At 49.0% G+C, this 25,326-nt stretch carries 23 protein-coding genes and 4 pseudogenes; 21 read left to right on the top strand and 6 right to left on the bottom strand.

Annotation, left to right across the window (positions count from 1 at the left end):
- Nucleotides 1-59: 59 nt before the first annotated feature.
- The 3 genes from rssA (at nucleotide 60) to galU (ending at nucleotide 3,174) form a co-directional block, all read left to right on the top strand.
- The gene (gene rssA / locus N1249_RS12550; RefSeq protein WP_259829687.1) at nucleotides 60-962 is read left to right on the top strand and encodes a patatin-like phospholipase RssA; all 903 of its coding nucleotides are present in this window, start codon (nucleotides 60-62) and stop codon (nucleotides 960-962) included.
- Between the two features lie 92 nt (nucleotides 963-1,054).
- Nucleotides 1,055-2,068 carry a two-component system response regulator RssB gene (rssB, locus tag N1249_RS12545; RefSeq protein ID WP_014070545.1) on the top strand — a complete coding sequence of 338 codons (1,014 nt, stop codon included), beginning with the start codon at nucleotides 1,055-1,057 and terminating at the stop codon, nucleotides 2,066-2,068.
- 197 nt (nucleotides 2,069-2,265) lie between these two features.
- Nucleotides 2,266-3,174: a UTP--glucose-1-phosphate uridylyltransferase GalU gene (gene galU / locus N1249_RS12540; protein WP_014070544.1), complete on the top strand. Its 909-nt coding sequence runs from the start codon at nucleotides 2,266-2,268 to the stop codon at nucleotides 3,172-3,174.
- 205 nt (nucleotides 3,175-3,379) lie between these two features.
- Here the strand turns inward: galU and hns are convergent, their stop codons facing one another.
- The gene (gene hns / locus N1249_RS12535) at nucleotides 3,380-3,793 is read right to left on the bottom strand and encodes a histone-like nucleoid-structuring protein H-NS (protein ID WP_008502781.1); all 414 of its coding nucleotides are present in this window, start codon (nucleotides 3,791-3,793) and stop codon (nucleotides 3,380-3,382) included.
- Nucleotides 3,794-4,344: 551 nt separating this feature from the next.
- Between hns and tdk the strand changes: the two genes are divergently transcribed.
- A complete protein-coding gene (gene tdk, locus N1249_RS12530) occupies nucleotides 4,345-4,959 on the top strand; it encodes a thymidine kinase (RefSeq protein WP_259829683.1) in 615 nt (204 codons plus the stop codon).
- Nucleotides 4,960-5,039: 80 nt separating this feature from the next.
- On the opposite strand, the gene adhE is transcribed toward tdk, so the two are convergent.
- Nucleotides 5,040-7,721 (bottom strand): bifunctional acetaldehyde-CoA/alcohol dehydrogenase, encoded by a 2,682-nt coding sequence (gene adhE, locus N1249_RS12525; protein WP_259829681.1) that lies wholly within the window; start codon nucleotides 7,719-7,721, stop codon nucleotides 5,040-5,042.
- A 480-nt stretch (nucleotides 7,722-8,201) separates the two neighbouring features.
- On the opposite strand from adhE, the gene N1249_RS12520 reads away from it, so the two are divergent.
- The 7 genes from N1249_RS12520 (at nucleotide 8,202) to N1249_RS12490 (ending at nucleotide 16,134) form a co-directional block, all read left to right on the top strand.
- Nucleotides 8,202-8,849: a YchE family NAAT transporter gene (locus N1249_RS12520; RefSeq protein WP_014070541.1), complete on the top strand. Its 648-nt coding sequence runs from the start codon at nucleotides 8,202-8,204 to the stop codon at nucleotides 8,847-8,849.
- Between the two features lie 773 nt (nucleotides 8,850-9,622).
- Nucleotides 9,623-11,257, top strand: a complete 1,635-nt coding sequence (gene oppA, locus N1249_RS12515; protein ID WP_259829680.1) for an oligopeptide ABC transporter substrate-binding protein OppA — start codon at nucleotides 9,623-9,625, stop codon at nucleotides 11,255-11,257.
- Between the two features lie 123 nt (nucleotides 11,258-11,380).
- Nucleotides 11,381-12,301 carry an oligopeptide ABC transporter permease OppB gene (gene oppB, locus N1249_RS12510; protein ID WP_182061339.1) on the top strand — a complete coding sequence of 307 codons (921 nt, stop codon included), beginning with the start codon at nucleotides 11,381-11,383 and terminating at the stop codon, nucleotides 12,299-12,301.
- Between the two features lie 14 nt (nucleotides 12,302-12,315).
- The gene (oppC, locus tag N1249_RS12505) at nucleotides 12,316-13,224 is read left to right on the top strand and encodes an oligopeptide ABC transporter permease OppC (RefSeq protein ID WP_014070538.1); all 909 of its coding nucleotides are present in this window, start codon (nucleotides 12,316-12,318) and stop codon (nucleotides 13,222-13,224) included.
- 11 nt (nucleotides 13,225-13,235) lie between these two features.
- A complete protein-coding gene (locus tag N1249_RS12500; protein WP_259829678.1) occupies nucleotides 13,236-14,249 on the top strand; it encodes an ABC transporter ATP-binding protein in 1,014 nt (337 codons plus the stop codon).
- Nucleotides 14,246-15,250: a murein tripeptide/oligopeptide ABC transporter ATP-binding protein OppF gene (gene oppF, locus N1249_RS12495; RefSeq protein WP_014070536.1), complete on the top strand. Its 1,005-nt coding sequence runs from the start codon at nucleotides 14,246-14,248 to the stop codon at nucleotides 15,248-15,250. Before N1249_RS12500 ends, oppF begins: the two co-directional genes overlap by 4 nt.
- A 14-nt stretch (nucleotides 15,251-15,264) precedes the next feature.
- A complete protein-coding gene (locus N1249_RS12490) occupies nucleotides 15,265-16,134 on the top strand; it encodes an ion transporter (RefSeq protein WP_259829677.1) in 870 nt (289 codons plus the stop codon).
- 31 nt (nucleotides 16,135-16,165) lie between these two features.
- Here the strand turns inward: N1249_RS12490 and N1249_RS12485 are convergent, their stop codons facing one another.
- On the bottom strand, nucleotides 16,166-16,495 hold the full coding sequence (locus N1249_RS12485) for an HI1450 family dsDNA-mimic protein (RefSeq protein ID WP_003856748.1): 330 nt from the start codon (nucleotides 16,493-16,495) through the stop codon (nucleotides 16,166-16,168).
- A gap of 33 nt (nucleotides 16,496-16,528) precedes the next feature.
- The gene (gene cls / locus N1249_RS12480) at nucleotides 16,529-17,989 is read right to left on the bottom strand and encodes a cardiolipin synthase (protein WP_259829676.1); all 1,461 of its coding nucleotides are present in this window, start codon (nucleotides 17,987-17,989) and stop codon (nucleotides 16,529-16,531) included.
- 157 nt (nucleotides 17,990-18,146) lie between these two features.
- Between cls and N1249_RS12475 the strand changes: the two genes are divergently transcribed.
- The 4 genes from N1249_RS12475 to leuE all read left to right on the top strand — a co-directional run bounded on the left by N1249_RS12475 (nucleotide 18,147) and on the right by leuE (nucleotide 19,693).
- Nucleotides 18,147-18,320 carry a YciY family protein gene (locus N1249_RS12475; RefSeq protein ID WP_014070532.1) on the top strand — a complete coding sequence of 58 codons (174 nt, stop codon included), beginning with the start codon at nucleotides 18,147-18,149 and terminating at the stop codon, nucleotides 18,318-18,320.
- A gap of 117 nt (nucleotides 18,321-18,437) precedes the next feature.
- The gene (locus tag N1249_RS23270) at nucleotides 18,438-18,566 is read left to right on the top strand and encodes a KPN_01571 family protein (protein ID WP_210434728.1); all 129 of its coding nucleotides are present in this window, start codon (nucleotides 18,438-18,440) and stop codon (nucleotides 18,564-18,566) included.
- A gap of 10 nt (nucleotides 18,567-18,576) precedes the next feature.
- Nucleotides 18,577-18,987 carry an Exc2 family lipoprotein gene (locus N1249_RS12470; RefSeq protein ID WP_259829674.1) on the top strand — a complete coding sequence of 137 codons (411 nt, stop codon included), beginning with the start codon at nucleotides 18,577-18,579 and terminating at the stop codon, nucleotides 18,985-18,987.
- A gap of 70 nt (nucleotides 18,988-19,057) precedes the next feature.
- Nucleotides 19,058-19,693: a leucine efflux protein LeuE gene (gene leuE / locus N1249_RS12465; RefSeq protein ID WP_259829672.1), complete on the top strand. Its 636-nt coding sequence runs from the start codon at nucleotides 19,058-19,060 to the stop codon at nucleotides 19,691-19,693.
- Nucleotides 19,694-19,778: 85 nt separating this feature from the next.
- Here leuE and N1249_RS12460 read toward each other — a convergent pair.
- A pseudogene (locus N1249_RS12460) lies at nucleotides 19,779-19,907 on the bottom strand (integrase); the annotation flags it as partial.
- 15 nt (nucleotides 19,908-19,922) lie between these two features.
- On the opposite strand from N1249_RS12460, the gene N1249_RS12455 reads away from it, so the two are divergent.
- From N1249_RS12455 to N1249_RS12445, 3 genes are all read left to right on the top strand, one after another.
- A complete protein-coding gene (locus tag N1249_RS12455) occupies nucleotides 19,923-20,129 on the top strand; it encodes a hypothetical protein (RefSeq protein WP_259829670.1) in 207 nt (68 codons plus the stop codon).
- Between the two features lie 671 nt (nucleotides 20,130-20,800).
- Nucleotides 20,801-21,898 (top strand): protein kinase domain-containing protein, encoded by a 1,098-nt coding sequence (locus tag N1249_RS12450; protein WP_259829668.1) that lies wholly within the window; start codon nucleotides 20,801-20,803, stop codon nucleotides 21,896-21,898.
- Nucleotides 21,899-21,906: 8 nt separating this feature from the next.
- The gene (locus tag N1249_RS12445; RefSeq protein ID WP_259829666.1) at nucleotides 21,907-23,550 is read left to right on the top strand and encodes a lipopolysaccharide assembly protein LapB; all 1,644 of its coding nucleotides are present in this window, start codon (nucleotides 21,907-21,909) and stop codon (nucleotides 23,548-23,550) included.
- A 44-nt stretch (nucleotides 23,551-23,594) separates the two neighbouring features.
- On the opposite strand, the pseudogene N1249_RS12440 reads toward N1249_RS12445, so the two are convergent.
- Nucleotides 23,595-23,987, bottom strand: a pseudogene (locus tag N1249_RS12440) (Presumed portal vertex protein); the annotation flags it as partial.
- Between the two features lie 167 nt (nucleotides 23,988-24,154).
- Between N1249_RS12440 and lysC the strand changes: the two are divergent.
- From lysC to N1249_RS12425, 3 genes and pseudogenes are all read left to right on the top strand, one after another.
- Nucleotides 24,155-24,445 carry an Rz1-like lysis system protein LysC gene (gene lysC / locus N1249_RS12435; RefSeq protein ID WP_259829665.1) on the top strand — a complete coding sequence of 97 codons (291 nt, stop codon included), beginning with the start codon at nucleotides 24,155-24,157 and terminating at the stop codon, nucleotides 24,443-24,445.
- Nucleotides 24,408-24,875, top strand: a pseudogene (locus N1249_RS12430) (phage tail protein). Before lysC ends, N1249_RS12430 begins: the two are co-directional and overlap by 38 nt.
- A pseudogene (locus N1249_RS12425) lies at nucleotides 24,868-25,316 on the top strand (phage virion morphogenesis protein). Before N1249_RS12430 ends, N1249_RS12425 begins: the two co-directional pseudogenes overlap by 8 nt.
- The last annotated feature ends 10 nt before the right edge of the window (nucleotides 25,317-25,326 follow it).

Below are 25,326 nucleotides of genomic sequence, written 5' to 3'. Positions count from 1 at the left end.
TTAACTGAGCAGTTGCGTTGACGCTATGTTGGGAATCCAGGGGAAGTAAATCAGGGCTAATGAGAAAGGTTAAAATTGGACTGGCGCTGGGCTCAGGTGCAGCTCGCGGCTGGTCACATATCGGCGTAATTAGTGCCTTAAAAGAGATGGGCATTGAGATTGATATCGTTGCAGGGTGTTCTATCGGTTCGCTGGTCGGGTCTGCGTATGCCTGCGGAAAGCTCCCTGAGCTGGAAACCTGGGTGCGTTCCTTCAGTTACTGGGATGTTCTGCGCCTTATGGATCTCTCCTGGCAACGCGGCGGTTTGCTGCGTGGCGAACGAGTGTTTAATCAGTTCCGCCAGATAATGCCTCTTGAAGACTTCAGCGATTGCCAGCTGCCTTTCGGCGCTGTAGCGACCAACCTCAGCACGGGCCGGGAACTTTGGTTTACCGAAGGCGATATCCATCTCGCCGTACGTGCCTCCTGTAGTATGCCGGGTTTAATGGCGCCCGTTCCGCATAACGGCTACTGGCTGGTCGATGGTGGCGTGGTGAACCCGATCCCTATCTCACTCACCCGCGCGATGGGTGCAGACATCGTGATTGCCGTCGATCTGCAACACGATGCGCACCTGATGCAGCAGGAGCTTTTGCCCGTCAATCTGCAAAGCGAGGATGCGGAAGGCGAAAAACTCGCCTGGCATGAACGCCTGCGTGGGCGAATCGGGCGGATGGCGGCGCGTCGTGCGGTAGCCGCACCGACGGCAATCGAAATCATGACGACCTCAATCCAGGTGCTTGAAAACCGCCTTAAACGTAACCGCATGGCGGGTGACCCGCCTGACATCCTTATTCAACCGTATTGCCCGCAAATTGCTACCCTGGACTTCCATCGTGCCGAAGCCGCCATTGCTGCGGGCTCGCTAGCCGTTGAGAAGAAATTGGATGAGCTGTTGCCGTTTGTGCGGACATCAGCCTGAGCACCCTTTTTTTGATTACTTCAGCAAAATCTGACAGGCGATAGTGCCGATCACATGCCACTATTTAGTAACTGTCAGCCAGGGGAGGAACCATGACGCAGCCATTGGCCGGAAAACACATATTGATAGTTGAAGACGAGCCCGTTTTCCGTTCGCTGCTGGATTCGTGGTTATCCTCGTTAGGCGCGATGACATCGCTTGCCGAGGACGGTATTGATGCTCTGGAAAAAATGGTCACTATCACGCCTGATCTGATGATTTGTGACATTGCCATGCCGCGCATGAACGGACTCAAACTGGTCGAACATCTTCGAAACGAGGGGGACCAGATCCCGATTCTGGTGATTTCTGCCACCGAAAACATGGCCGATATTGCCCGGGCATTGCGTTTAGGCGTGCAGGATATTTTGTTAAAACCGGTCAAAGATTTGAATCGCCTGCGTGAAACGGTACTGGCTTGCCTGTATCCCAATATGTTTAATTCCCGGGTTGAGGAAGAAGAACGCCTTTTCCAGGACTGGGATGCGTTAGTCAGTAATCCGCTGGCAGCCTCAAAATTGTTGCAGGAACTCCAGCCGCCGGTTCAACAGACTATTTCTCATTGCCGTATAAATTATCGCCAACTGGTCGCCGCGGATGAACCCGGGCTGGTGCTTGATATTGCACCTTTATCGGATTCCGACCTCGCGTTTTATTGTCTGGATGTTACGCGGGCAGGTGATAACGGTGTATTAGCTGCGCTGTTACTTCGGGCGCTATTTAATGGGCTCTTGCAGGAACAGTTATCCCATCAGGGTCAACGACTTCCTGAATTAGGCAGTTTACTTAAGCAGGTTAATCATCTTTTTCGCCAGGCCAATTTGCCGGGGCAATTTCCCCTGCTGGTTGGTTATTACCACAGCGGTCTGAAAAACCTTATCCTCGTCTCTGCCGGGCTAAACGCAACGCTCAATACGGGGGAACATCATATTCAGGTAAGCAATGGCGTTCCTTTAGGGACATTAGGAACAGCTTATCTTAATCAAATTAGCCAACGCTGCTCCTCCTGGCAGTGCCAAATTTGGGGGGCAGGGGGACGGTTACGCTTAATGTTGTCCACGGAATAAGCAATTGACTTTTATTCGTCAGATTGCTTTTCCGGTGTTTTGCTGACAGTGCTACTATCACCGCCAGATTCATACGTATTTATCCTAATTGATCGGCAACGCGTCCTTTTCAGACCCGGACTGTATGGTGAGGCTGATATACTCAACGCGTTATTTATTGAATAAGTTCAAAACTTGAACAGCTCAGGAGAATTTCAATGGCTGCCCTAAATTCGAAAGTCAGAAAGGCCGTTATCCCGGTAGCGGGATTGGGAACCAGGATGCTACCCGCAACGAAGGCAATCCCTAAAGAGATGCTGCCGTTGGTTGATAAGCCATTAATCCAGTATGTCGTTAATGAATGTATCGCTGCCGGAATTACCGAAATTGTGCTGGTAACGCATTCATCCAAAAACTCAATCGAAAACCATTTCGATACAAGTTTTGAACTTGAAGCCATGCTGGAAAAACGCGTTAAGCGTCAGCTGTTAGCGGAAGTTCAGTCTATTTGTCCACCGCATGTCACCATCATGCAGGTGCGTCAGGGTCTGGCGAAAGGCCTGGGCCATGCAGTGCTGTGTGCTCACCCTGTTGTGGGTGACGAGCCTGTGGCTGTTATTCTGCCAGACGTTATTCTGGACGAATTCGAATCCGATCTGTCCCAGGATAACCTGGCTGAGATGATTAAACGCTTCGATGAAACCGGCAGCAGCCAGATCATGGTTGAGCCTGTTGCGGATGTGACCGCATATGGCGTTGTAGACTGCAAAGGCGTTAATCTCGAGCCTGGCGAAAGCGTGCCGATGGTTGGCGTTGTTGAAAAGCCAAAAGCGGATGTTGCACCGTCTAATCTGGCCGTTGTGGGTCGTTACGTCCTGAGCGCAGAAATCTGGCCGCTGCTGGCGAAAACCCCTCCAGGAGCGGGTGATGAGATCCAGCTGACTGATGGCATTGATATGCTGATCGAGAAAGAAACCGTTGAAGCTTACCACATGAAAGGTAAGAGCCATGACTGCGGTAATAAACTCGGTTATATGCAGGCGTTTGTTGAATATGGCATTCGCCACAATACTCTGGGTGAAGAATTTAAATCCTGGCTCCAGGAGAGCATGGGTATTAAAAAATAATCTGTTTCCCGGATGAACTAAACCGGTGTGGCATTGCCCACCGGTTTTTTTATGCCCATAACCCGGGCGGGGTTACCTGAGCCGGATTGTAAGGGTTTTTAAATAGTGTCTTGTCGCTATATGACAGAGTGTAAGGGGATGTTCGGCGTGAATTACAGATACAAAAAATCCCGCATTTAGCGGGATTTTTTAGAATGCGTCCTGATTAATCCTTGATCAGGAAGTCATCCAGTTGTTTACCCTGCTCATCCATTGCTTTCTTGATAACAGCAGGAGTACGACCCTGGCCGGTCCAGGTTTTAGTTTCGCCGTTCTCATCAACGTAGCTATATTTAGCAGGGCGAGCAGCGCGTTTCGCTTTGGTGCCGGTTTTAGCAGCAGCCATGCTGTTCAGCAATTCGTTTGGATCGATACCATCAGCAATCAGCATTTCACGATATTGCTGAAGTTTGCGAGTGCGTTCTTCGATTTCAGCAGCAGCTGCGCTTTCTTCTTCACGACGCTCATTAACTACAACTTCTAATTTTTCCAGCATTTCTTCAAGCGTTTCAAGGGTGCATTCTCTTGCCTGCGCACGAAGAGTACGGATGTTGTTCAGAATTTTAAGTGCTTCGCTCATTGTAGTAATCTCAAACTTATAATGGGGGGTGGTTTGTTGTCCTAATAATAGAGCCATAAATTGACTTGTGCAATAGGTGAGAATGTAAGGAATTCAAAAAATACTAAATATGAGACGCTATTATTAATTACGCTAACTTAAATTTCATCCCCTCCCTGAGATGCTACTTATCACGTCATAGTTCATAAGGTTGCCGAACACATGTTTGTTTTTGTGACATTTACCGCAGGAATTATAGTTGCGGCGGATAAATATCAGCCTTTTGTATTACTCCAGAAAAGCAGAGCGTTGCCGAGAATAGTTAATAAATAGTGAATTTTAATGAATGCAGAATCCAGTATAAAAAGAAGTGTTATCTATGACTAAACGCTTAACCAAACTTTGCTGAAAAATGCGTTTACTTCATGTTTTAACGGATTATTTTCTTAATCTGCCTGCTGATGCCACCCCCCTGAATCCCATACTCTGTGCTGCGTGTCGCTGATGGAGAGACAAAATATGGTACAATGAACCATCGGGAATATTACACATTGATTAGGGTTTTACGGCCAATGGCACAACTATATTTCTACTATTCGGCAATGAATGCAGGGAAATCGACAGCGTTACTCCAGTCCTCCTACAATTACCAGGAAAGGGGGATGCATACGGTGGTTTACACAGCCGAAATTGACGATCGCTTTGGCGCAGGGAAAGTGAGTTCAAGAATAGGTCTTTCGTCTCCTGCGAAGCTGTATAACCCCGAGACTGACCTGTTAGCGGATATCCGTGCAGAACATGCTTCACGGCCCGTTCATTGCGTGCTGGTGGACGAGAGCCAGTTCCTGACGCGCCAGCAGGTGCATGCCCTTTCAGAGGTCGTTGATGAGCTGGATATCCCGGTGCTTTGTTATGGTCTGCGAACAGATTTCCGTGGAGAGCTATTTGCCGGCAGCCAATATTTACTCGCGTGGTCAGACAAACTCGTCGAATTAAAAACAATCTGTTTCTGCGGCCGCAAAGCCAGCATGGTACTGCGTCTTGATCAATCCGGAAGACCCTACGCTGATGGTGAGCAGGTGGTGATAGGGGGGAATGAACGCTATGTTTCGGTCTGCCGTAAACACTATAAAGAAGCGTTGGTCGTGGGCTCGCTGACAGCCATTCAGAGCGATAACCGGAAATAAGATAAGGTTTGTTCCTTTAATTGCCTGACAGGCAGACATAAAAAAACCCGCCAATGGCGGGTTTTTTATCAGGCTGTCAATTAAGCGCTTTTCTTCGCTTTTTTGTCAGCTTTTGCCGCAGGAGCCGCTTCAACTTTAGCTGCTGCAACTTCACCTTCTTTGAACTCACGGCCGTAGTAGGTATCCAGCAGGATCTGTTTCAGCTCGGAGATCAGTGGGTAGCGCGGGTTAGCACCAGTACACTGGTCATCGAAGGCATCTTCAGACAGTTTATCTACGTGAGCGAGGAAGTCAGCTTCCTGAACGCCAGCTTCGCGGATAGATTTAGGAATACCCAGTTCAGCTTTGATGCTTTCCAGCCATGCCAGCAGTTTCTCAATCTTCGCAGCAGTGCGGTCGCCCGCAGCGCTCAGACCCAGATGGTCTGCGATTTCAGCGTAACGACGACGTGCTTGCGGACGGTCGTACTGGCTGAATGCAGTCTGTTTGGTTGGGTTGTCGTTCGCGTTATAACGGATAACGTTGCTGATCAACAGGGCGTTTGCCAGACCGTGAGGAATGTGGAACTGAGAACCCAGTTTGTGCGCCATTGAGTGACAAACACCCAGGAAGGCGTTAGCAAACGCGATACCCGCGATAGTTGCTGCACTGTGTACACGCTCACGTGCTACAGGGTTTTTAGACCCTTCGTTGTAGGACGCAGGCAGGTTTTCTTTCAGCAGTTTCAGCGCTTGCAGAGCCTGACCGTCAGAGAACTCAGATGCCAGTACAGAAACGTAAGCTTCCAGGGCGTGAGTCACTGCATCCAGACCACCGAACGCACACAGTGACTTCGGCATATCCATTACCAGGTTGGCGTCAACAATTGCCATATCTGGAGTCAGCGCGTAGTCAGCCAGTGGGTATTTCTGACCTGTTGCATCGTCGGTAACAACCGCAAACGGCGTTACTTCAGAACCGGTACCGGAAGTGGTAGTAACGGCGATCATTTTCGCTTTTACGCCCATTTTCGGGAACTTGTAGATACGTTTACGGATGTCCATAAAGCGCAGGGCCAGTTCTTCGAAGTGAGTTTCTGGATGCTCGTACATGACCCACATGATTTTCGCGGCGTCCATTGGGGAACCGCCACCCAGTGCGATGATCACATCTGGTTTGAAGGAGTTCGCCAGTTCAGCACCTTTGCGAACTACGCTCAGTGTTGGGTCAGCTTCAACTTCGAAGAAGACTTCAGTTTCGACGCCAGACGCTTTCAGAACAGAGGTGATCTGGTCTGCATAGCCGTTGTTGAACAGGAAACGGTCAGTCACGATGAGCGCACGTTTGTGGCCATCAGTAATCACTTCATCCAGCGCGATTGGCAGGGAGCCACGGCGGAAGTAGATAGATTTCGGAAGTTTGTGCCACAACATGTTTTCAGCTCGCTTAGCAACGGTTTTCTTGTTGATCAGGTGTTTTGGACCAACGTTTTCAGAGATGGAGTTACCACCCCAGGAACCACAACCCAGAGTCAGGGACGGTGCGAGTTTAAAGTTGTACAGGTCACCGATACCACCCTGAGAAGCAGGGGTGTTAATCAGGATACGTGCTGTTTTCATCATCTGACCGAAGTGAGCAACACGTTCTGGCTGGTTATCCTGGTCGGTATACAGACATGAGGTGTGGCCGATACCACCCATGGCAACCAGTTTCTCGGCTTTTTCTACTGCGTCTTCGAAATCTTTCGCGCGGTACATTGCAAGCGTAGGTGACAGTTTTTCGTGAGCAAATGGTTCGCTCTCATCAACAACTTTCACTTCACCGATCAGGATCTTAGTGCTAGCCGGAACGGTGAAACCTGCGAGTTCAGCGATTTTATACGCTGGCTGGCCAACGATAGCGGCGTTCAGCGCGCCATTTTTCAGGATGATGTCCTGAACGGCTTTCAGCTCTTTGCCTTGCAGCATGTAGCCGCCGTGGCTTGCGAAACGTTCACGAACCGCATCGTATACAGAATCAACAACAACTACGGACTGCTCAGACGCACAGATTACGCCGTTATCGAAGGTTTTAGACATCAGCACAGAAGCAACAGCACGTTTGATATCCGCAGTTTCGTCGATAACCACAGGGGTGTTACCTGCGCCTACGCCGATGGCCGGTTTACCGGAGCTGTACGCTGCTTTAACCATACCAGGACCACCGGTCGCCAGGATCAGGTTAATGTCAGGGTGATGCATCAGTGCGTTAGACAGTTCAACAGAAGGTTGGTCAATCCAGCCGATCAGGTCTTTTGGTGCGCCCGCAGCGATAGCCGCCTGCAATACGATATCAGCAGCTTTGTTGGTCGCATCTTTAGCACGTGGGTGCGGGGAGAAGATGATTGCGTTACGGGTCTTCAGGCTGATCAGCGATTTGAAGATTGCGGTAGAAGTTGGGTTGGTGGTTGGAACGATACCGCAAATAATGCCGATAGGTTCAGCGATAGTGATAGTACCGAAGGTGTCGTCTTCAGACAGAACGCCACAGGTTTTCTCATCTTTATAGGCGTTGTAGATATACTCAGAAGCAAAGTGGTTTTTGATCACTTTATCTTCGATGATACCCATGCCAGATTCAGCAACGGCCATTTTAGCGAGAGGGATTCGAGCATCTGCAGCAGCCAGAGCGGCCGCGCGGAAGATTTTATCAACCTGTTCTTGGGTGAAATTGGCATATTCACGCTGGGCTTTTTTGACGCGCTCGACGAGTGCGTTCAGTTCAGCGATGTTAGTAACAGCCATAATGCTCTCCTGATAATGTTTAAACTCTATTAGTAAACCAGCGCTCGATACGAGAGACAGTATAGTCAGAGCCATTAATACTTGCGTAACACATAGTAAAACAAAGGGTTACTTGCTGCTCTAACACACTAATTTACTAAAAGAGCCTTACCTTAGCATCATCCCTTTTTGATAGGTGATCTCCCTGGGGGCGTAATCAAGATTACTCACTTCTGAGTACGAAAATCATGATCTACGTCAATTTTACCCCAAGCTGATACCTTTCAGCAGGGTTATTTCTTTGAGATTTTTCCAGTGTTAAATAATTAAGTAACTATTGGAAGTGGCGCTATCATTGAGAACACAAATGTTTAACATCATGAAATGATAGCGTTTTGACATAGATTTCTGGTGAAGTGTGCTAATAAAAAGCGTATCTTCAGCGCGGATTTATCATGACACACTGTCAGTCCCTGGCCATGCTCATAGGCGGAGCTAAACGTGATTCAAACGCTCTTTGATTTTCCTACATATTTTAAGTTTTTTATTGGTTTGTTCGCCCTGGTCAACCCGGTGGGGATTATTCCTGTCTTCATTAGTATGACCAGCTACCAGACGGCAGCGGCCAGGAACAAAACCAACCTGACGGCCAACATGTCTGTTGCCATCATCCTGCTGACGTCACTGTACCTGGGTGACGGCATTTTGCAGATATTCGGCATTTCTATCGATTCATTCCGTATTGCGGGTGGGATCCTGGTTGTCACCATTGCCATGTCGATGATTAGCGGCAAATTAGGTGAAGATAAACAAAACAAACAAGAGAAGTCAGAAACGTCTGTCCGTGAAAGTATTGGTGTCGTGCCACTGGCGTTGCCGCTGATGGCAGGCCCGGGGGCAATCAGCTCCACTATTGTATGGGGAACGCGTTACCACAACCTGATGCACCTTATTGGTTTCTCCGTCGCCATTGCGATTTTTGCGTTGTGCTGTTGGGGTGTGTTCCGCATGGCGCCCTGGCTCGTTCGCCTGCTCGGGCAAACCGGCATTAACGTCATTACCCGTATCATGGGTCTGCTGCTGATGGCGCTAGGGATTGAATTTATCGTGACCGGGATAAAGAGCATTTTCCCCGGACTATTGCACTGAAGTCTTCATATGAAAGAACGGAGCCAGTGGCTCCGTTTTTTTTTACGTGATTATCAGCAAATCATATAAATAAAATTGAAAAGGCGATGCGTCATAATAAATTCTACTAATAATTATCTTTCATTAAATTTCAACAGGTTAGCTATTTCCTGTTGACCTGCCTGCGCAGAAACCATCCAAACGATCTGTTATTTTACTCACATGATACTCTGGGGCTTGCTGAGAGATAACCGAAATGATATTAGTAATTTCAACGTTCCCCTAGAGGAATGTGCTAAATAATAACCAGTTGTTAAATTTTCGTACAAAACCAGTCGATGATAGCGCAGCGACGCGCTTGCAGAGGAAAATTCCTCTATCACATTGAATGTCATATGCTTTTCTTGATGTTCAGTGCCTGGCAGGGCTGCCCCCAAAGAAACGGTAATCACCGTAAAAGAGAATTGCTTAACAAATTTGCAAAATGTATTGGCGCGAGATTACGCCATTTGGTACTTTCCGGCCTTATATTTTGCACACTAAACAAGTAGATGAGAATTACTTTCATATAGTGTCCATCTCAGATATCCAACGCACGTCTCATAACAGGGGAGGCGTGTTAAGAATCGACGCAAGACGGCCATACGAGCGGTCAGTAATAAAGAAGTCGGTGATAGCAAGAAGTAAAAAAAGAACCTGACAGTAGCAAAAAAAACTCCTGCGCTGTACAGGCCCCAACAGGGGATTACACAGCTGGCAAAGCCAGTAATTATAATGAGTGGAGTATCAACACAATGTCCATCATCACTAAAAAAAGTCTGATTGCCGCGGGAATCTTTACTGCGCTAATCGCGGGTAATATGGCAATGGCTGCCGATGTCCCTGCTGGCGTTACGCTGGCAGAAAAGCAAACCATGATTCGTAACAACGGCGCTGAGCCGCAGTCTCTCGATCCGAACAAAATTGAAGGCGTACCTGAAGCAAACATCAGCCGCGACCTGTTCGAAGGTCTGCTGATTACGTCGACGAAAGACGGTCACCCAATTCCGGGTGTTGCTGAAAGCTGGGATAACAAAGACTTTAAAGTCTGGACATTCCACCTGCGTAAAGACGCAAAATGGTCCAACGGTGAACCTGTCACCGCACAAGATTTCGTATATAGCTGGCAGCGTCTGGTTGATCCAAAAACCGCTTCCCCATACGCCAGCTATCCGCAGTACGGTCACATCCTGAACGTTGATGAAATCATCGACGGTAAAAAAGCCCCATCAGAACTCGGCGTGAAAGCCGTTGACGATCATACTCTGGAAGTGACCCTGAGTGAGCCTGTTCCGTATTTCTACAAACTGCTGGTGAACCCGGCAATGTCTCCGGTTAACAAAACCGCGATTGAGAAATTCGGTGAGAAATGGACTCAGCCTGCTAACATCGTGACCAACGGTGCTTATAAACTGAAAGACTGGGTTGTTAACGAACGTATCGTGATGGAGCGTAATACCAACTATTGGGATAACGCGAAAACCGTCGTAGACCAGATTACCTATCTGCCGATCTCGTCTGAAGTGACAGACGTTAACCGCTACCGCAGCGGCGAGATCGACATGACCTATAACAACCTGCCGATCGAACTCTTCCAGAAACTGAAAAAAGAGATCCCGACCGAAGTTCACGTCGACCCGTACCTGTGTACTTATTATTATGAAATCAACAACCAGAAAGCACCGTTTACCGATGCTCGCGTTCGTACCGCGCTGAAACTGGGTCTGGACCGCGATATCATCGTAAACAAAGTAAAAGCACAGGGCGATCTGCCGGCATTTGGTTACACCCCGCCATACGCGGACGGTGCAAAACTGACCAAACCAGAGTGGTTCACCTGGACTCAGGAAAAACGTAACGAAGAAGCGAAGAAACTGCTGGCCGAAGCAGGCTACACCGCAGACAAACCGCTGACGTTTAACCTGCTGTACAACACCTCCGATCTGCACAAGAAACTGGCAATCGCTGCGGCATCCATCTGGAAGAAAAACCTGGGTGTGGATGTGAAACTGGTGAACCAGGAATGGAAAACCTTCCTCGATACCCGTCACCAGGGTAACTACGACGTGGCGCGTGCTGGCTGGTGTGCGGACTACAACGAACCAACGTCCTTCCTGAATACCATGCTTTCTGACAGCTCCATGAACACCGCGCATTATAAGAGCCCGGCGTTTGATGCGATCATGAAAGACACGCTGAAAGTGACCGATGAAGCGCAACGTACTGCCCTGTACGACAAAGCAGAACAGCAGTTAGGCAAAGATTCTGCGATTGTACCGGTTTACTACTACGTGAACGCGCGCCTGGTGAAACCTTGGGTTGGCGGTTATACCGGTAAAGACCCGATGGACAACATCTATACTAAAGATCTGTACATCATTAAGCATTAATGGCAATCCGTGGGGCAAAGTCATTTGCCCCACTGTGTCTTAACTCATCGCACTATATACACCCGAATTTTCAGTTTTCCTGAAAGCTCAGGTGTAAAAGGCACACGCCAGAAGGTACGGGCAATGTTGAAATTTATCCTACGTCGCTGTCTTGAAGCGATTCCGACGCTCTTTATTCTTATTACTATTTCATTCTTCATGATGCGTCTTGCTCCGGGTAGTCCATTTACCAGCGAGCGCGCGCTGCCGCCAGAAGTGATGGCGAACATCGAAGCGAAATACCATTTAAACGATCCTATCTCCACGCAGTACTTCAATTATCTGAAGCAGCTGGCGCATGGCGATTTTGGACCGTCATTCAAATATAAAGACTATTCCGTTAACGACCTGGTGGCCTCGAGCTTCCCGGTGTCGGCTAAATTAGGTGCTGCGGCATTTTTCCTGGCCGTGGTTCTCGGAGTGGCAGCGGGTGTTATCGCCGCGCTTAAACAAAATACCAAATGGGATTATGCAGTAATGGGGGTCGCAATGACCGGGGTGGTTATCCCCAGTTTCGTTGTCGCGCCATTGCTGGTGATGATATTTGCCATCACGCTGAAATGGTTGCCTGGGGGCGGCTGGAACGGCGGGGCACTCAAGTTCATGATTTTGCCGATGGTGGCATTATCTCTGGCGTACATCGCCAGTATCGCACGTATTACCCGTGGCTCGATGATTGAAGTTCTGCACTCAAACTTCATTCGTACTGCACGTGCCAAAGGGTTACCTATGCGCCGCATTATTCTGCGCCATGCGCTTAAACCTGCGCTGTTACCGGTGCTGTCTTATATGGGACCAGCCTTCGTCGGTATTATTACCGGTTCAATGGTCATCGAGACCATCTATGGTCTGCCGGGAATTGGTCAGCTGTTTGTTAATGGCGCGCTCAACCGCGACTATTCGCTGGTACTGAGCCTGACTATCCTTGTCGGCGCATTAACCATTCTCTTTAACGCAGTTGTCGATGTGCTGTATGCCGTTATCGACCCGAAAATCCGTTACTAACACTGGAGCACGCCATGATGTTGAGTAAGAAAAACAGCGAGGCGCTGGAAAACTTCAGTGAAAAACTGGAAGTGGAAGGACGTAGCCTCTGGCAAGACGCCCGCCGTCGCTTTATGCATAACCGCGCAGCCGTTGCCAGCCTGATTGTTCTGGTGATCATTGCGTTGTTCGTGACCTTTGCGCCAATGCTGTCGCAGTTCACCTACTTCGATACCGACTGGGGCATGATGTCCAGCGCGCCTGATATGGCGTCCGGGCACTATTTTGGCACCGACTCCTCTGGCCGCGATCTGCTGGTGCGTGTCGCTATCGGCGGTCGTATCTCGCTGATGGTGGGTATTGCCGCCGCGCTGGTGGCGGTGATCCTCGGGACGTTATACGGCTCACTTTCCGGCTACCTGGGCGGCAAAGTGGACTCGGTCATGATGCGCCTGCTGGAGATCTTAAACTCCTTCCCGTTCATGTTCTTCGTCATCCTGCTGGTGACCTTCTTCGGTCAGAACATCCTGCTTATCTTCGTGGCAATCGGGATGGTGTCCTGGCTGGATATGGCGCGTATCGTGCGTGGTCAAACGCTGAGCCTTAAACGCAAAGAGTTTATCGAAGCGGCACAGGTCGGCGGTGTTTCAACCGGCAATATTGTGGTTCGCCACATTGTTCCTAACGTGCTGGGCGTGGTGGTGGTGTATGCCTCTCTGCTGGTGCCAAGCATGATCCTGTTTGAATCCTTCCTGAGCTTCCTGGGCCTTGGTACGCAAGAGCCGCTGAGTAGCTGGGGGGCGCTGCTGAGTGATGGCGCTAACTCCATGGAAGTTTCACCGTGGTTGCTGCTGTACCCGGCAGGATTCCTGGTTGTAACCCTGTTCTGTTTCAACTTTATCGGCGATGGCCTGCGTGACGCCCTCGACCCGAAAGATCGTTAAGGAGCGCCGTGATGACTATTATTGAAACGGCATCTGCGCCGGCGGCGCAAGCGCAGGGCAAAATCCTGCTGGATGTGAAAGACCTCCGCGTCACCTTCAAAACGCCAGATGGTGATGTGACGGCGGTAAACGACCTCAATTTCAACCTGCGCGCAGGTGAAACCCTGGGGATCGTTGGTGAGTCGGGTTCGGGCAAATCGCAGACGGCGTTTGCACTGATGGGGCTTCTGGCCCAAAACGGCCGTATTGGCGGCTCGGCAACCTTCAACGGTAAAGAGATCCTGAACCTGCCAGAGCAGGAGCTGAACAAGCTGCGTGCTGAACAGATCTCAATGATCTTCCAGGACCCGATGACGTCTCTGAACCCGTACATGCGTGTGGGCGAGCAGCTGATGGAAGTGCTGATGCTGCATAAAGGCATGGGTAAAGCCGAAGCCTTTGAAGAGTCTGTGAAAATGCTGGATGCGGTGAAAATGCCTGAAGCGCGTAAGCGTATGCGCATGTTCCCGCACGAGTTCTCAGGCGGGATGCGTCAGCGCGTTATGATTGCAATGGCGCTGCTTTGCCGTCCGAAACTGCTGATTGCCGACGAACCTACCACCGCGCTGGACGTTACCGTACAGGCGCAGATCATGACGCTACTGAACGAGCTTAAGCGCGAGTTCAATACCGCCATTATCATGATTACCCACGACCTTGGCGTGGTTGCCGGTATCTGTGACAAAGTGCTGGTGATGTATGCTGGTCGTACGATGGAATACGGTAAATCCCGTGATGTGTTCTACAACCCGGCGCATCCTTACTCCATTGGCCTGCTGAATGCCGTTCCGCGTCTTGACGCGGAAGGGGAATCGCTGCTGACCATCCCGGGTAACCCGCCGAACTTACTGCGTCTGCCAAAAGGTTGCCCGTTCCAGCCTCGCTGCCCACATGCGATGGAAATCTGTAACAGTGCTCCGCCACTGGAAGAGTTTGCACCAGGCCGCCTGCGCGCCTGCTTTAAGTCGCATGAGGAGCTGGTATGAACGCTTTAGACGAAAAAAGAAATGTGCTGCTCGAAATTGCCGATCTGAAAGTGCATTTCGACATCAAAGATGGCAAGCAGTGGTTCTGGCAACCGCCTAAAACCCTTAAGGCCGTAGACGGCGTGACGCTGCGTCTGTATGAAGGGGAAACCCTGGGCGTGGTGGGTGAGTCTGGCTGCGGTAAATCCACCTTTGCCCGTGCGATTATCGGCCTGGTGAAAGCCACTGGCGGTAAAGTCGCCTGGCTGGGGAAAGATCTGCTGGGTATGAAGCCTGATGAGTGGCGCGATGTGCGTAGCGATATTCAGATGATTTTCCAGGATCCGCTGGCATCACTGAACCCGCGTATGACCATTGGCGAAATCATTGCTGAGCCGCTGCGTACCTATCATCCAAAGATGCCGCGTCAGGAAGTTCGCGACCGCGTAAAAGCGATGATGATGAAAGTGGGCCTGCTGCCTAACCTCATCAACCGCTATCCGCATGAGTTCTCGGGCGGTCAGTGTCAGCGTATCGGTATTGCGCGTGCGCTGATCCTTGAGCCGAAGCTGATTATCTGTGATGAACCCGTCTCCGCACTGGACGTGTCGATTCAGGCTCAGGTGGTTAACCTGTTGCAGAAATTGCAGCGCGAGATGGGGCTGTCCCTGATCTTCATCGCGCACGATCTGGCGGTGGTAAAACACATCTCTGACCGTGTTCTGGTGATGTATCTGGGCCATGCGGTTGAGCTAGGCACTTACGATGAGGTGTACCACAATCCGTTGCACCCTTATACGAAAGCGCTGATGTCGGCTGTGCCGGTTCCAGACCCGGATCTGGAAAAGAACAAAACTATCCAGCTTCTTGAGGGTGAACTGCCATCACCGATTAACCCGCCTTCAGGCTGTGTTTTCCGCACCCGCTGCCCGATGGCCGGGCCGGAATGCGCGCAAACGCGACCGGTACTGGAAGGCAGTTTCCGACATGCAGTTTCCTGCCTTAAAGTAGACCCGTTATAATCGCAAGGGCTGACATGATGTCAGCCCTTATTTTTTGCGAGGTTAATGTGTCGCGATTATCTATTTCTGCCCGTCAGCGGCTTTATCATTATTTGTTCGATCTAAAAACGCGTTCAGGCCGTCGATTCGAAGGGCTTTGCGGTTTATTTGCGCTGCTAAGCGTGATTATTATTTTTGTCGAATCAGGTGCCGGGACGCAGTACCACCTGACCTTTGACGAATGGCACGTGTTTGTCTGGCTGGAGCTAATTGTGACTCTGGTCTTTACCTGCGAGTATTTGCTGCGGGTATTCTGCTGGCCGAACCCGGCAAAATATGTCTTCAGCTTCTGGGGATTTATCGATCTTGCGACGATCCTGCCGCTGTATGTGATGTGGCTGTGGCCGGAAATCAGCCTCAACTACGTATTCGTCTGGCGGGCCATGCGTGCAATTCGTGTTCTGCGCATCCTCAAGCTCCTGCGTTTTATGCCATCGTTACGGGTATTCTGGCAGGCGATATTAAGCGCACGTCATCAGCTGGCACTTTTCTATTCGTTTATCGCCATCGTGATGATTGTTTTCGGCGCGCTGATGTATTTAATCGAGGGTCCGAAGTATGGATTCACCACGCTGAATGCGTCCGTCTATTGGGCCATTGTGACCGTTACAACGGTGGGGTACGGCGATATTACACCCCATACGCCGCTTGGGCGCATTGTTGCATCGGTGCTGATCCTGATTGGTTATTCGGTGATTGCTATTCCGACCGGGCTGATTACCACCCACATGAGTTCTGCATTTCAGAAACGGCAATTTGAACGCCGGTGCCCGAATTGTCAGCAACGTGGCCATGAGAACAGCGCCCGGTATTGCAACCGGTGTGGTAACGAACTGCCGGATTAAATAAAAAAGGCTGCCATCGCAGCCTTTTTTATTATTCGCGCCAGAGAATATGGCACAGCTTGTGGTCTTTCTCGCGACACAGCAGCACACGGGCGAAGATGTCGTTAATTTCACCGCCATCTTCATCAGCAAGCCCAATCACCACTTCGGCGAAGAAGTCCGGGTTGAGGTCGAAATCCACGTGCTCGGCCCAGTCTTCTGCCGGGTCGAATAACTCGGCACCGCCGCGCTCTTCAAATTGCAGATTAAAGAGGATCACGTCTGCGGGATCGAGGTTATCAACCGCCAGTTCGAGAAAAATGTCATAGGCCTGCTCGAGCGTTTCGTCTTCGGTCAGGCGATTGTTCAGATCCATTTCCATGATGACTACCTGTTTAACATCGTTGGGCACGTTTTACAGCAACGGACTAAAGAAGTAAAACAGTCGTTCAGCAATTCTCTGCCATAGCGGGCGTTTCACCCACAGTCGGGCATCCAGCAGGCGGGAACGGGAAATATAATCATCCTGAACCGCTGCCAGATCGCCGCCAAATCCGGCATCGTCAATCACCAGCGTAATTTCAAAGTTGAGCCAGAGGCTGCGCATATCCAGATTAACGGTGCCGACCAGGCTTAATTCACCGTCGACCAGCACGCTTTTCGTGTGCAGAAGACCGCCTTCAAACTGATAGATTTTTACCCCTGCGGCCAGCAGTTCAGTAAAGAAGGCGCGGCTGGCCCAGCCCACCAGAACCGAATCGTTTTTACGCGGCATGATGATGCTGACATCCACCCCCCGCTGCGCTGCGGTACATATGGCGTGCAGAAGGTCATCGCTCGGAACGAAGTAAGGCGTGGTCATTATCAGGTACTCACGGGCGGAATAGGCCGCAGTGAGCAGAGCCTGGTGAATAAGATCTTCCGGGAAACCCGGGCCTGAGGCGATGGTATGGATGGTGTGCCCGCTGGCCTCTTCAAACGGCATGATGTTGACGTCTGGCGGCGGCGGAAGAATTCGTTTCCCGGTTTCGATTTCCCAGTCACAAGAGTAGACAACCCCCATGGAGGTGGCGATCGGGCCTTCCATGCGCGCCATCAGGTCAACCCACTGTCCAACACCGGAATCCTGCTTGAAGAAGCGGGGATCAACCATGTTCATACTGCCGGTGTAGGCAATATAGTTATCAATCAAGACCATTTTACGGTGCTGGCGCAGATCCATGCGGCGCAGGAACACACGCAGGAGATTTACCTTCAGCGCCTCGACCACTTCGATGCCTGCGTTGCGCATCATCGCGGCCCACGGACTGCGGAAAAACGCCACGCTGCCTGCGGAGTCCAGCATCAGCCTGCAGTGAATGCCGCGACGGGCGGCCGCCATCAGTGATTCGGCAACCTGGTCCGCCATGCCGCCTGGCTGCCAGATGTAGAACACCATCTCGATATTATGGCGAGCCAGCTGGATATCGCGGATAAGCGCCTGCATCACATCGTCTGAAGTGGTCAATAGCTGGAGCTGGTTGCCCTTTACGCCGGCGATCCCCTGACGGCGCTCGCACAGCTTAAACAGCGAAGAGGCAACGCTGCTATTGTCCTCAGCAAATATGTGTTTGCAGGCTTTAAGGTCGTTCAGCCATTTCGCCGTAGAGGGCCACATGGCGCGTGCACGTTCCGCCCGCCGCTTGCCAAGATGGAGTTCACCGAAGGACAGATAAGCAATAATCCCGACCAGAGGCAGGATATAGATAATCAAAAGCCAGGCCATGGCAGAGGGTACGGCTCTGCGCTTCATCAGGATGCGTAACGTCACCCCCGCGATGACCAGCCAGTATCCCAGAATGACCAGCCAACTCACCACGGTGTAGAAGGTTGTCATAAATAAAAAATCCTTTTGAAAGCGTATTGTTATGAGTGTACGCATCCGGGTTCATCTGGCAAATAAAAACGGCAGATAAAAGCGCTGGTTTGCCGCAGGGTTGGGTTTATAATGGCCTTTCTTTTAGAGAAAAAGTGTTAGAGAAAGAGTTGTAGACATGAAGCGCAGTAGAACAGAAGTAGGGCGCTGGCGCATGTTGCGACAGGTGAGTCGTCGTAAGGCTCGTTGGCTGGAAGCACAATCCCGCCGCAATATGCGTATACACGCCATCAGAAAATGTGGGTTAAGCAAACACCGTAACGCGTTACTGTTTGCATTCCAGGAACTCTGAAAACCACGAGGGCACCGTTAAGGTGCCCGATGTTTATCTAAGGCTATTATTTTTCGCAGTCTCCCCCGACGTGATTCCGCGATATACTGCCCCCTGTTTAACATTATGAAATAAAAGATGAATCCATACCTCTGGGTATTTATTGTGCTTTTTGCGCTGGATGCGCTCAGAGAAAATTTAGGACTGTCGTCATTTTCCTCATTGGCAGATTTTATATTTGCCTGGGTGTCACAGTGGTTTTACTAAGGAACAAGGGATGAACGGAAAAGTTGTTGCTGCTATTTTGAGCATTGTTGCGTTGAGCGGGTGTGCCAGTACCAAAACAGCTCCGGAACGACATGCGTATTATTTCGTCTCACATAAATCGAGTTTCACGGGTGGGAATTTTGCCTCCAGCGTGCCCGAGAATTATCGTCTGAACGTACCGCAGTTTCGCGAGATGTACGCCAGTGGTAAAGCTGACCGCTCGGCGGGACACACCCAAGCCGAGGCCAATGCCTATGCGCAAAGTATTCGCGATCAGCTAAAGAAAAGTGCCGTGACAAAACAATCTTTCTCGGGCAATGCGAATGACCAATGGTCTTCAGATATGGACCAGAAAGATGCCGTGTTGTTTGGTAACGAATTAGCTGCGACTTATCTTGATGGCTTTAACGGCGTACAATAAGTCAATTCACTGTCGGGAATAGCGCCGTTGCAGCGCTATTCCCTTTGTTTTATAGCAAAAGGAGGGAGCTGTGTTTGCGGAGTTTGGTGTGCTTAATTTCTGGACCTATGTGGTAGGCGCATTTTTTATCGTCCTGGTTCCGGGGCCAAACACACTGTTTGTGCTGAAAACTGGCATTGGCCATGGCGTCAAAAAAGGATATCTGGCCGCGACAGGTGTCTTTATTGGTGATGCCGTACTGATGTTTCTGGCATGGGCAGGGGTCGCTGCGTTAATTCAGACCACACCTGTCTTATTTAATATTGTGCGTTATTTAGGCGCATTCTATTTGCTGTGGCTCGGCGGCAAAATGTTGTGGTCGGTTATTACCCGCAAGAACAACGGGCATGATACCGGTGCTGAACCAGCAAGTATGATCATGAAGCGCTCCCTGGTGTTAAGCCTGACGAACCCGAAAGCGATTCTGTTTTATGTGTCGTTCTTTGTGCAGTTCATTGATGTGCGTGCAGAAAACACCGGAACCTCTTTCCTGATCCTTGCCACCACGCTTGAGCTGATTAGCTTTACCTACATGAGTTTCCTGATTTTCTCTGGTGCGTTTGTCACTCGCTACCTGAAAACCAAGAAGAAACTGGCGAAGCTGGGTAATGGCCTGATAGGGCTGCTGTTTGTAGGATTTGCTGCGCGACTTGCGTCGCTGCACTGAGATGAGGCTCCTGAGGGAGCCTTTTTAATGTCTGGCGTAACTGGAAAGCCGCGCCAGGCAAGGCTTCAAGTTTTACTACTAGCAGTCAAAACGGCCAGGGTGTGGACACATTGTGGACACTCTGACCACCGTTAGCACGCTTCAACGGGTTAAGCGAAATCGCATCCTGCAGGTACTGAGGAGCGAAGTGCGCATAGACCATTGTCTGCCCAATTTCGTATGACCGCGAATGATGCCAGTGCCGCCGGTGCATACTGTTAAAAACATTAAGCTGATGGCTGTCGTGCATCGCCTGCAGCAAATTATGATTAATGAAAATCTGACCCCTGACGAGCTGGTCGGGTGTGCCGGTGTCGTCCGGGATAATCACCGTAAATACATCGACATCAGCAACACGAAATCAGATGTGATCCAGCCACCACCACGGCGACCGTAAGAACGCCACCGGCGGTGAAACTCGCTTTCACTGGCGGTGGTGTTGAACAACTCACCAGGCGAGGCGTTAGCGTTTCTGCTGAACATCTGCTAAAAAAATACTGTATGTGAATACAGTATTTTTGTTGTGGAGAGACTATGGGCGGCAAAGAGCTTAAATTTCAGATGGTTTACCGTGATGAGGTGTTAGAAAGTTACCAGCCGGCCGGGTGGGTTTTCTTCCAGCGCCCGAAAGAATATAGCGGGGGGTACTGGTTAGGTCGCACATATGATGGCGTTTTTATCATTTAATACGAGCGACCGCTGTCTCTGCATGATGGTGTGGTGTACCTGAATTCACATAACAGAATTGAGGCGCAAAGTCAGGAATTTGACCCGAATTTATCCCTGTTTTAGTCCTGCACGCATCAGGTGCATGAGTTTGCATTCTTTTATAATTTCCAGTTTTGCCAGCCAGCGCCAGTGCTGGCGCGGTTCGGGACTCCTGATGCACCTGCATTAAAAGCGACCCCTTAAGCGCGCAGGCGAGGCGGGGATAGCATTGCGCGGCACTTTGCAAATTTATAATTAAGTTCTTTTCTAAATACACACATTGTATTATTTTATGTTCTTGATAAGAGACTTCTTGCTAACAATCAATTGTGTTGTAAATTCCCCTGAATGGAGTGTGCTATGCTACAGTCTTCGCAACCATTAAGTCCTGCAAAACAGTTAACGGGCGAAATATTAAATGATCGCTGGTTGGTTGGTGAACGTATTTTAGTTGGTACGCAGGCTGGGGGTAATGGTACTGGAGGTCATTTCTCTGTTTCCTATCAGGTAGAAAGTTTAGATAAATCGAAGAAAGCTTTCTTAAAAGCATTTGATTTTCATGAAACATTATTAAAGTCCGTCGATGAAGATAAAGATGTCATGGCTGAGTTAGCTGGTTTGACAGCTAATTATCAATTCGAAAACAAACTAAATGAAATATGTATCTCTAAGCGATTTAAAAAAATAGTTAAAGTTTTAGATAAAGGGCAAAAGGTAATTGGTGGTAACTACCTAAATGTCGTTCCATATTTAATTATGGAACTGGCAGACAGCGGTGATATCAGGAAGTATGTCGAAGTTACTAAGGAAATAACACTCACAGCTAAATTAGAATACTTAAAGGACGTAGTCGTAGGACTTAATCAACTTCATAGTGCCAAAATCTCTCACCAGGATTTAAAACCATCTAATGTAATGATCTTTTCCGAGTTAGGTGCAAAAATTGGAGACCTTGGGCGTGCTAGCTTACAAGGACAACCTCACTGGCATGATTCTATTGATATCGCAGGTGACCGCGGATATGCACCTCCAGAACAGCTTTATGGGTATGTACCACCTGAATGGATTGATAGGCGAGAGCGTTGTGATTTATATCAATTAGGGTCAATAGTGACTTTCCTTTTTCTTGGTGTCACACTCAATGGATTGTTGAAGAAAAATCTTCCCTTAGAAGTTGCCCCTGCTCAATGGGGAGGTGGAGGCGATTCTTATTTGCAGTCCCTTCATCATATAGAACATGCTTTTAATGAATCAATTATTCATTTTGACGCCTTAGAACCACAGTGGTTAGCTGAAAGACTTAAAAACGTTGTTATAAAATGTAGCCACCCTGATTATAAAAAGCGTGGAATGGTTCAATCGATTGGAATGAAAAATCCCATTTTAGGATTGGATCGTCTAGTGAGTGAGTTTGATTATTTGATCAAACAGGTGCATGTCAAAAGCAAGGTTATATAGGAGCGAAAATGAGTATACTAAAATCGGATGATAATCGAGTGCTTGCTCCTGCTTGGTACACTTCAGAAGAGGCCATCTATTCCGCTGAGCTTAAAGCACTAAATAAAAAAAAGGTTATAACACCAGAATTTTCGAGCTTAAATTCTTTATATGATCTTTTCAATGAGCATCCAAGTTTCGATTTGGCATTAGAGTTGTTTAGCGTAGCATTTACTGAAAACTCATTAGAAATTGCAAAGCAGGCGGCTAAATTCATTATTGAAAGCGGTAAGGTATTGCCGACAACGTTAACATCATTCTGTGAGAAAGTTCTTGATGATGAAAACAAGACTACTATTTTGGATGACAATATAAAAACGCAAATAAAGGATAAGAAGAACTGGCTCAGAAAAAATCCATCTGATTGCCTTTCATGGGTGGATTTGTCTCGATTGTATATGTCGATCGGTCAATCTAAGCAAGCTGAAAGAGCTATGATTATAGGTCTAGGCTTATCTAACGATAACCGCTGGGTTACGAGAGTTTCCTCTCGTTTCTTTTTTCACCTTGAAGACTATGAGCGCTCTCATTCAATTTTGCTTAGGCATCCTAATATTAATCATGACCCATGGTTACTGGCCTCGGAATTGGCAATTTCGAATTCCTATGGTAGAAATTCGAAATTCTGGTTAAGTGCGAAAAAAGTGTTGCAGATAGGATATCTCCCATATCATATTTCTGAACTTCAAAGCTCAATTGGTACACTGGAATTGAAAAGTGGAGCACTTAAAAAGGCTAAATTGCTTTTTAGTAATTCATTGGTACATCCCAATGGAAATGTTTTTGCGCAAGCGAAATGGGCTGAGAGAAAGGGAAATATAAAAAACCTTGTACACCATGAAGACTTAATTAAGCACCACAAAGCATTTGAAGCAAAATATCAAGAGGCATATTATAACAGAAACATGCCCTTGGCGCTTTCATATGCTAAGCAGTGGCTTGATGAAGAGCCTTTTAACCCTAAGCCAGCCATCCATGCTTCATATGTTGCTTCTTTACTTGATGACTATAAGCAGTGCAGAGATATTTCGGAAAAAGGTTTGCAAATAAACCCTTCTGACGAAACGCTTAAGCTTAATCTAATTTTCTCCAAGATTTCCCTGGAGCATCTTGAGCACAATGGTGTTTCTGCTGAGTCATATTCGCAAGCCATCGATACTGTAGAGAGTGTTATTAAAAATGATGATGATGAAACTTATCCGCACGCCTATGCTAACTTAGGGTTGCTTTATTACAAAACCGGCGATTTGACAAAAGGTAGGCAGTTCTATGAAATAGCAACTGAATGCTTTAAAAAAAATAATCACCCTAGTTTTGTTCTTTGCGAGTTGAACCACTTAAGAGAAGCGCTTATTTCGAACTCCCCTTGGAAAGAAGAGCTTTTTAAATCGATAGAGGAATCATTAAAATTAGGTGGGTATTGGAGTGAGCCGTGTGTGTCATTTTACCTTGAGAAACTACAAAAAATAAGATTTACATCCAAAAACTGGAAGGTTTTACTAACTGAAAATCAAAGCTATAGAATCGAGAGTAAGCCTGTTGTCCCATTGCGTGGTAAGTTTGATTTTAGTAATCAATCCCCGACAATATGGTTGCCGCCGGGGAAAAAATAATTGAAATCAAGGTGATTCATTTAATGTGTCACCTTGGGTTACTTTTAATTTAAATTATATTTTTCAAATTTTATTACTTCCATCCCCAACCAGTCGTTAATCTCTTTGAAACGCTCCTGCAGCGGCGTGAGCTCGTTACGAACAAACACCCGCGCCACCTTCTCGATATCTCCCATTGAGCCGATATTCTCAGGCTTACCTCCCATCAGTTGAAAGGGTACGCGGTGCGCATCGAGCAGGTCGGCGGCACTCATCTTTTTGATATTGAAAAAATCATCCTTCGTGGCGACTTCACTCAGTGGCACGATCTTGATGCCATCCGGTTTCCCGTTCGGGGCATAGAAAAACAGGTTTTTAAAATTCCCGAGTCCTTTCGAGTCACGCATCGCAGAGCGCAGCAACTCGACATCGGTGCTGCTTTGCGCCGTGTCGGTCAAGGTCGCCACCGAGCAAAAGACGACGATAGGAATGCTGAAAAGTCAGCTTTCAGTGTCGCAGGGAATTGCCAGGTGAAATGAAACCGCGCAGGTCAGTTTACGCGGGGAACTGATTGCCGCCGGTGCGATGGCCGTGCGGCGTGAAGAGACCATAACGAGGCTGTTAAATGAGAATGAAACGTTACGTCGCTGGTATAGCGCTGAGTTGCCTGATGTTGTGCGCAGGCTGCACACCCGCGCCGGTTGCGCCTCCGCCGGTCATTGTTTACAGCGCCTGCCCGAAGGTGAGCTATAGCCCGATGCCGGAAAGCGAACCGGTCACTAATGGCGACCTGAGTGCAGACATCCGCAGGCTTGAGCACGCGCTCACCGCCTGTGCGCTGCAGGTTGAAACCGTCAAAGACTGTCAGGATAAACTCGATGAAGAAAGCGCTCAGCCTGCGAAAAGCGTTAACTGACGCCGTCCCGCAGCTTAAAACCAATCCCGAAATGATGCGCATCTTTGCCGATGAGGGGAATATCGACGCGCGGCTTGCGGCCTCGCTGTCACACGAAAAAATTTACACCCTGAATGTGATCGTGTGTGATTTTGTGGGCGACCCTGATTTGATTTTCGTGCCGGTGGCCGCATGGCTCAGGGAAAACCAGCCGGATATCTGCACGCTCGATGACGGACGCAAAAAGGGCTACCGTTTCCAGATGGATTTAAACGATGGGAACAGTGTCGATATCAGTATCAGCCTGCAGCTCACCTAGCGCACCATCATCAAAGAGGAAAACGGCGCGCTGCATGTGAGCTATGCCCCTGAGCCGCCATTGCTTGAGCCCGTTACCCGACCAAAAGAGCTTTATATCAACGGCGAATTGGTGAGCAAGCGGGATGAGTGACTCTAAGCCCTTTGATGACCAGCTCGCAGGGCTGCTTGCTGCCCTGTCACTGGCGGGGCGGCGAAAACTCGTCGATGAGATAGCGAAGGAACTGCGCAGATCGCAACAGCAGCGAATCAAACAGCAAAATACGCCCGATGGCAAGCCGTATCAGGCGAGGAAGCGTCAGCCGCTTAGGGCAAAATCGGGACGTATCAAGCGCGCTATGTTTCAGACGTTGCGCACTAGCCAATAAATGAAAGGTCGTGGCCGTGAAAATAGTGCCGTGGTTGAATTTAGCGGCAAAGTGCAACATATCGCGCGGGTTCACCACTATGGACTTAAAGATCGGTTACCCCCCACGCCCAAGAGGTTCGATATCCTAAACGTATGCTCTTGGGGATCACGAATGAAGATATTGACATCGCTTCAAATACGATCATTAATCATATATCGGAATAATCTCATGGTG

The sequence above is a fragment of the Enterobacter sp. CP102 genome (assembly GCF_025152625.1).
GTDB classification, from domain to species: domain Bacteria; phylum Pseudomonadota; class Gammaproteobacteria; order Enterobacterales; family Enterobacteriaceae; genus Enterobacter; species Enterobacter soli.
This window is presented reverse-complemented; position numbering and strand designations above follow the sequence as displayed.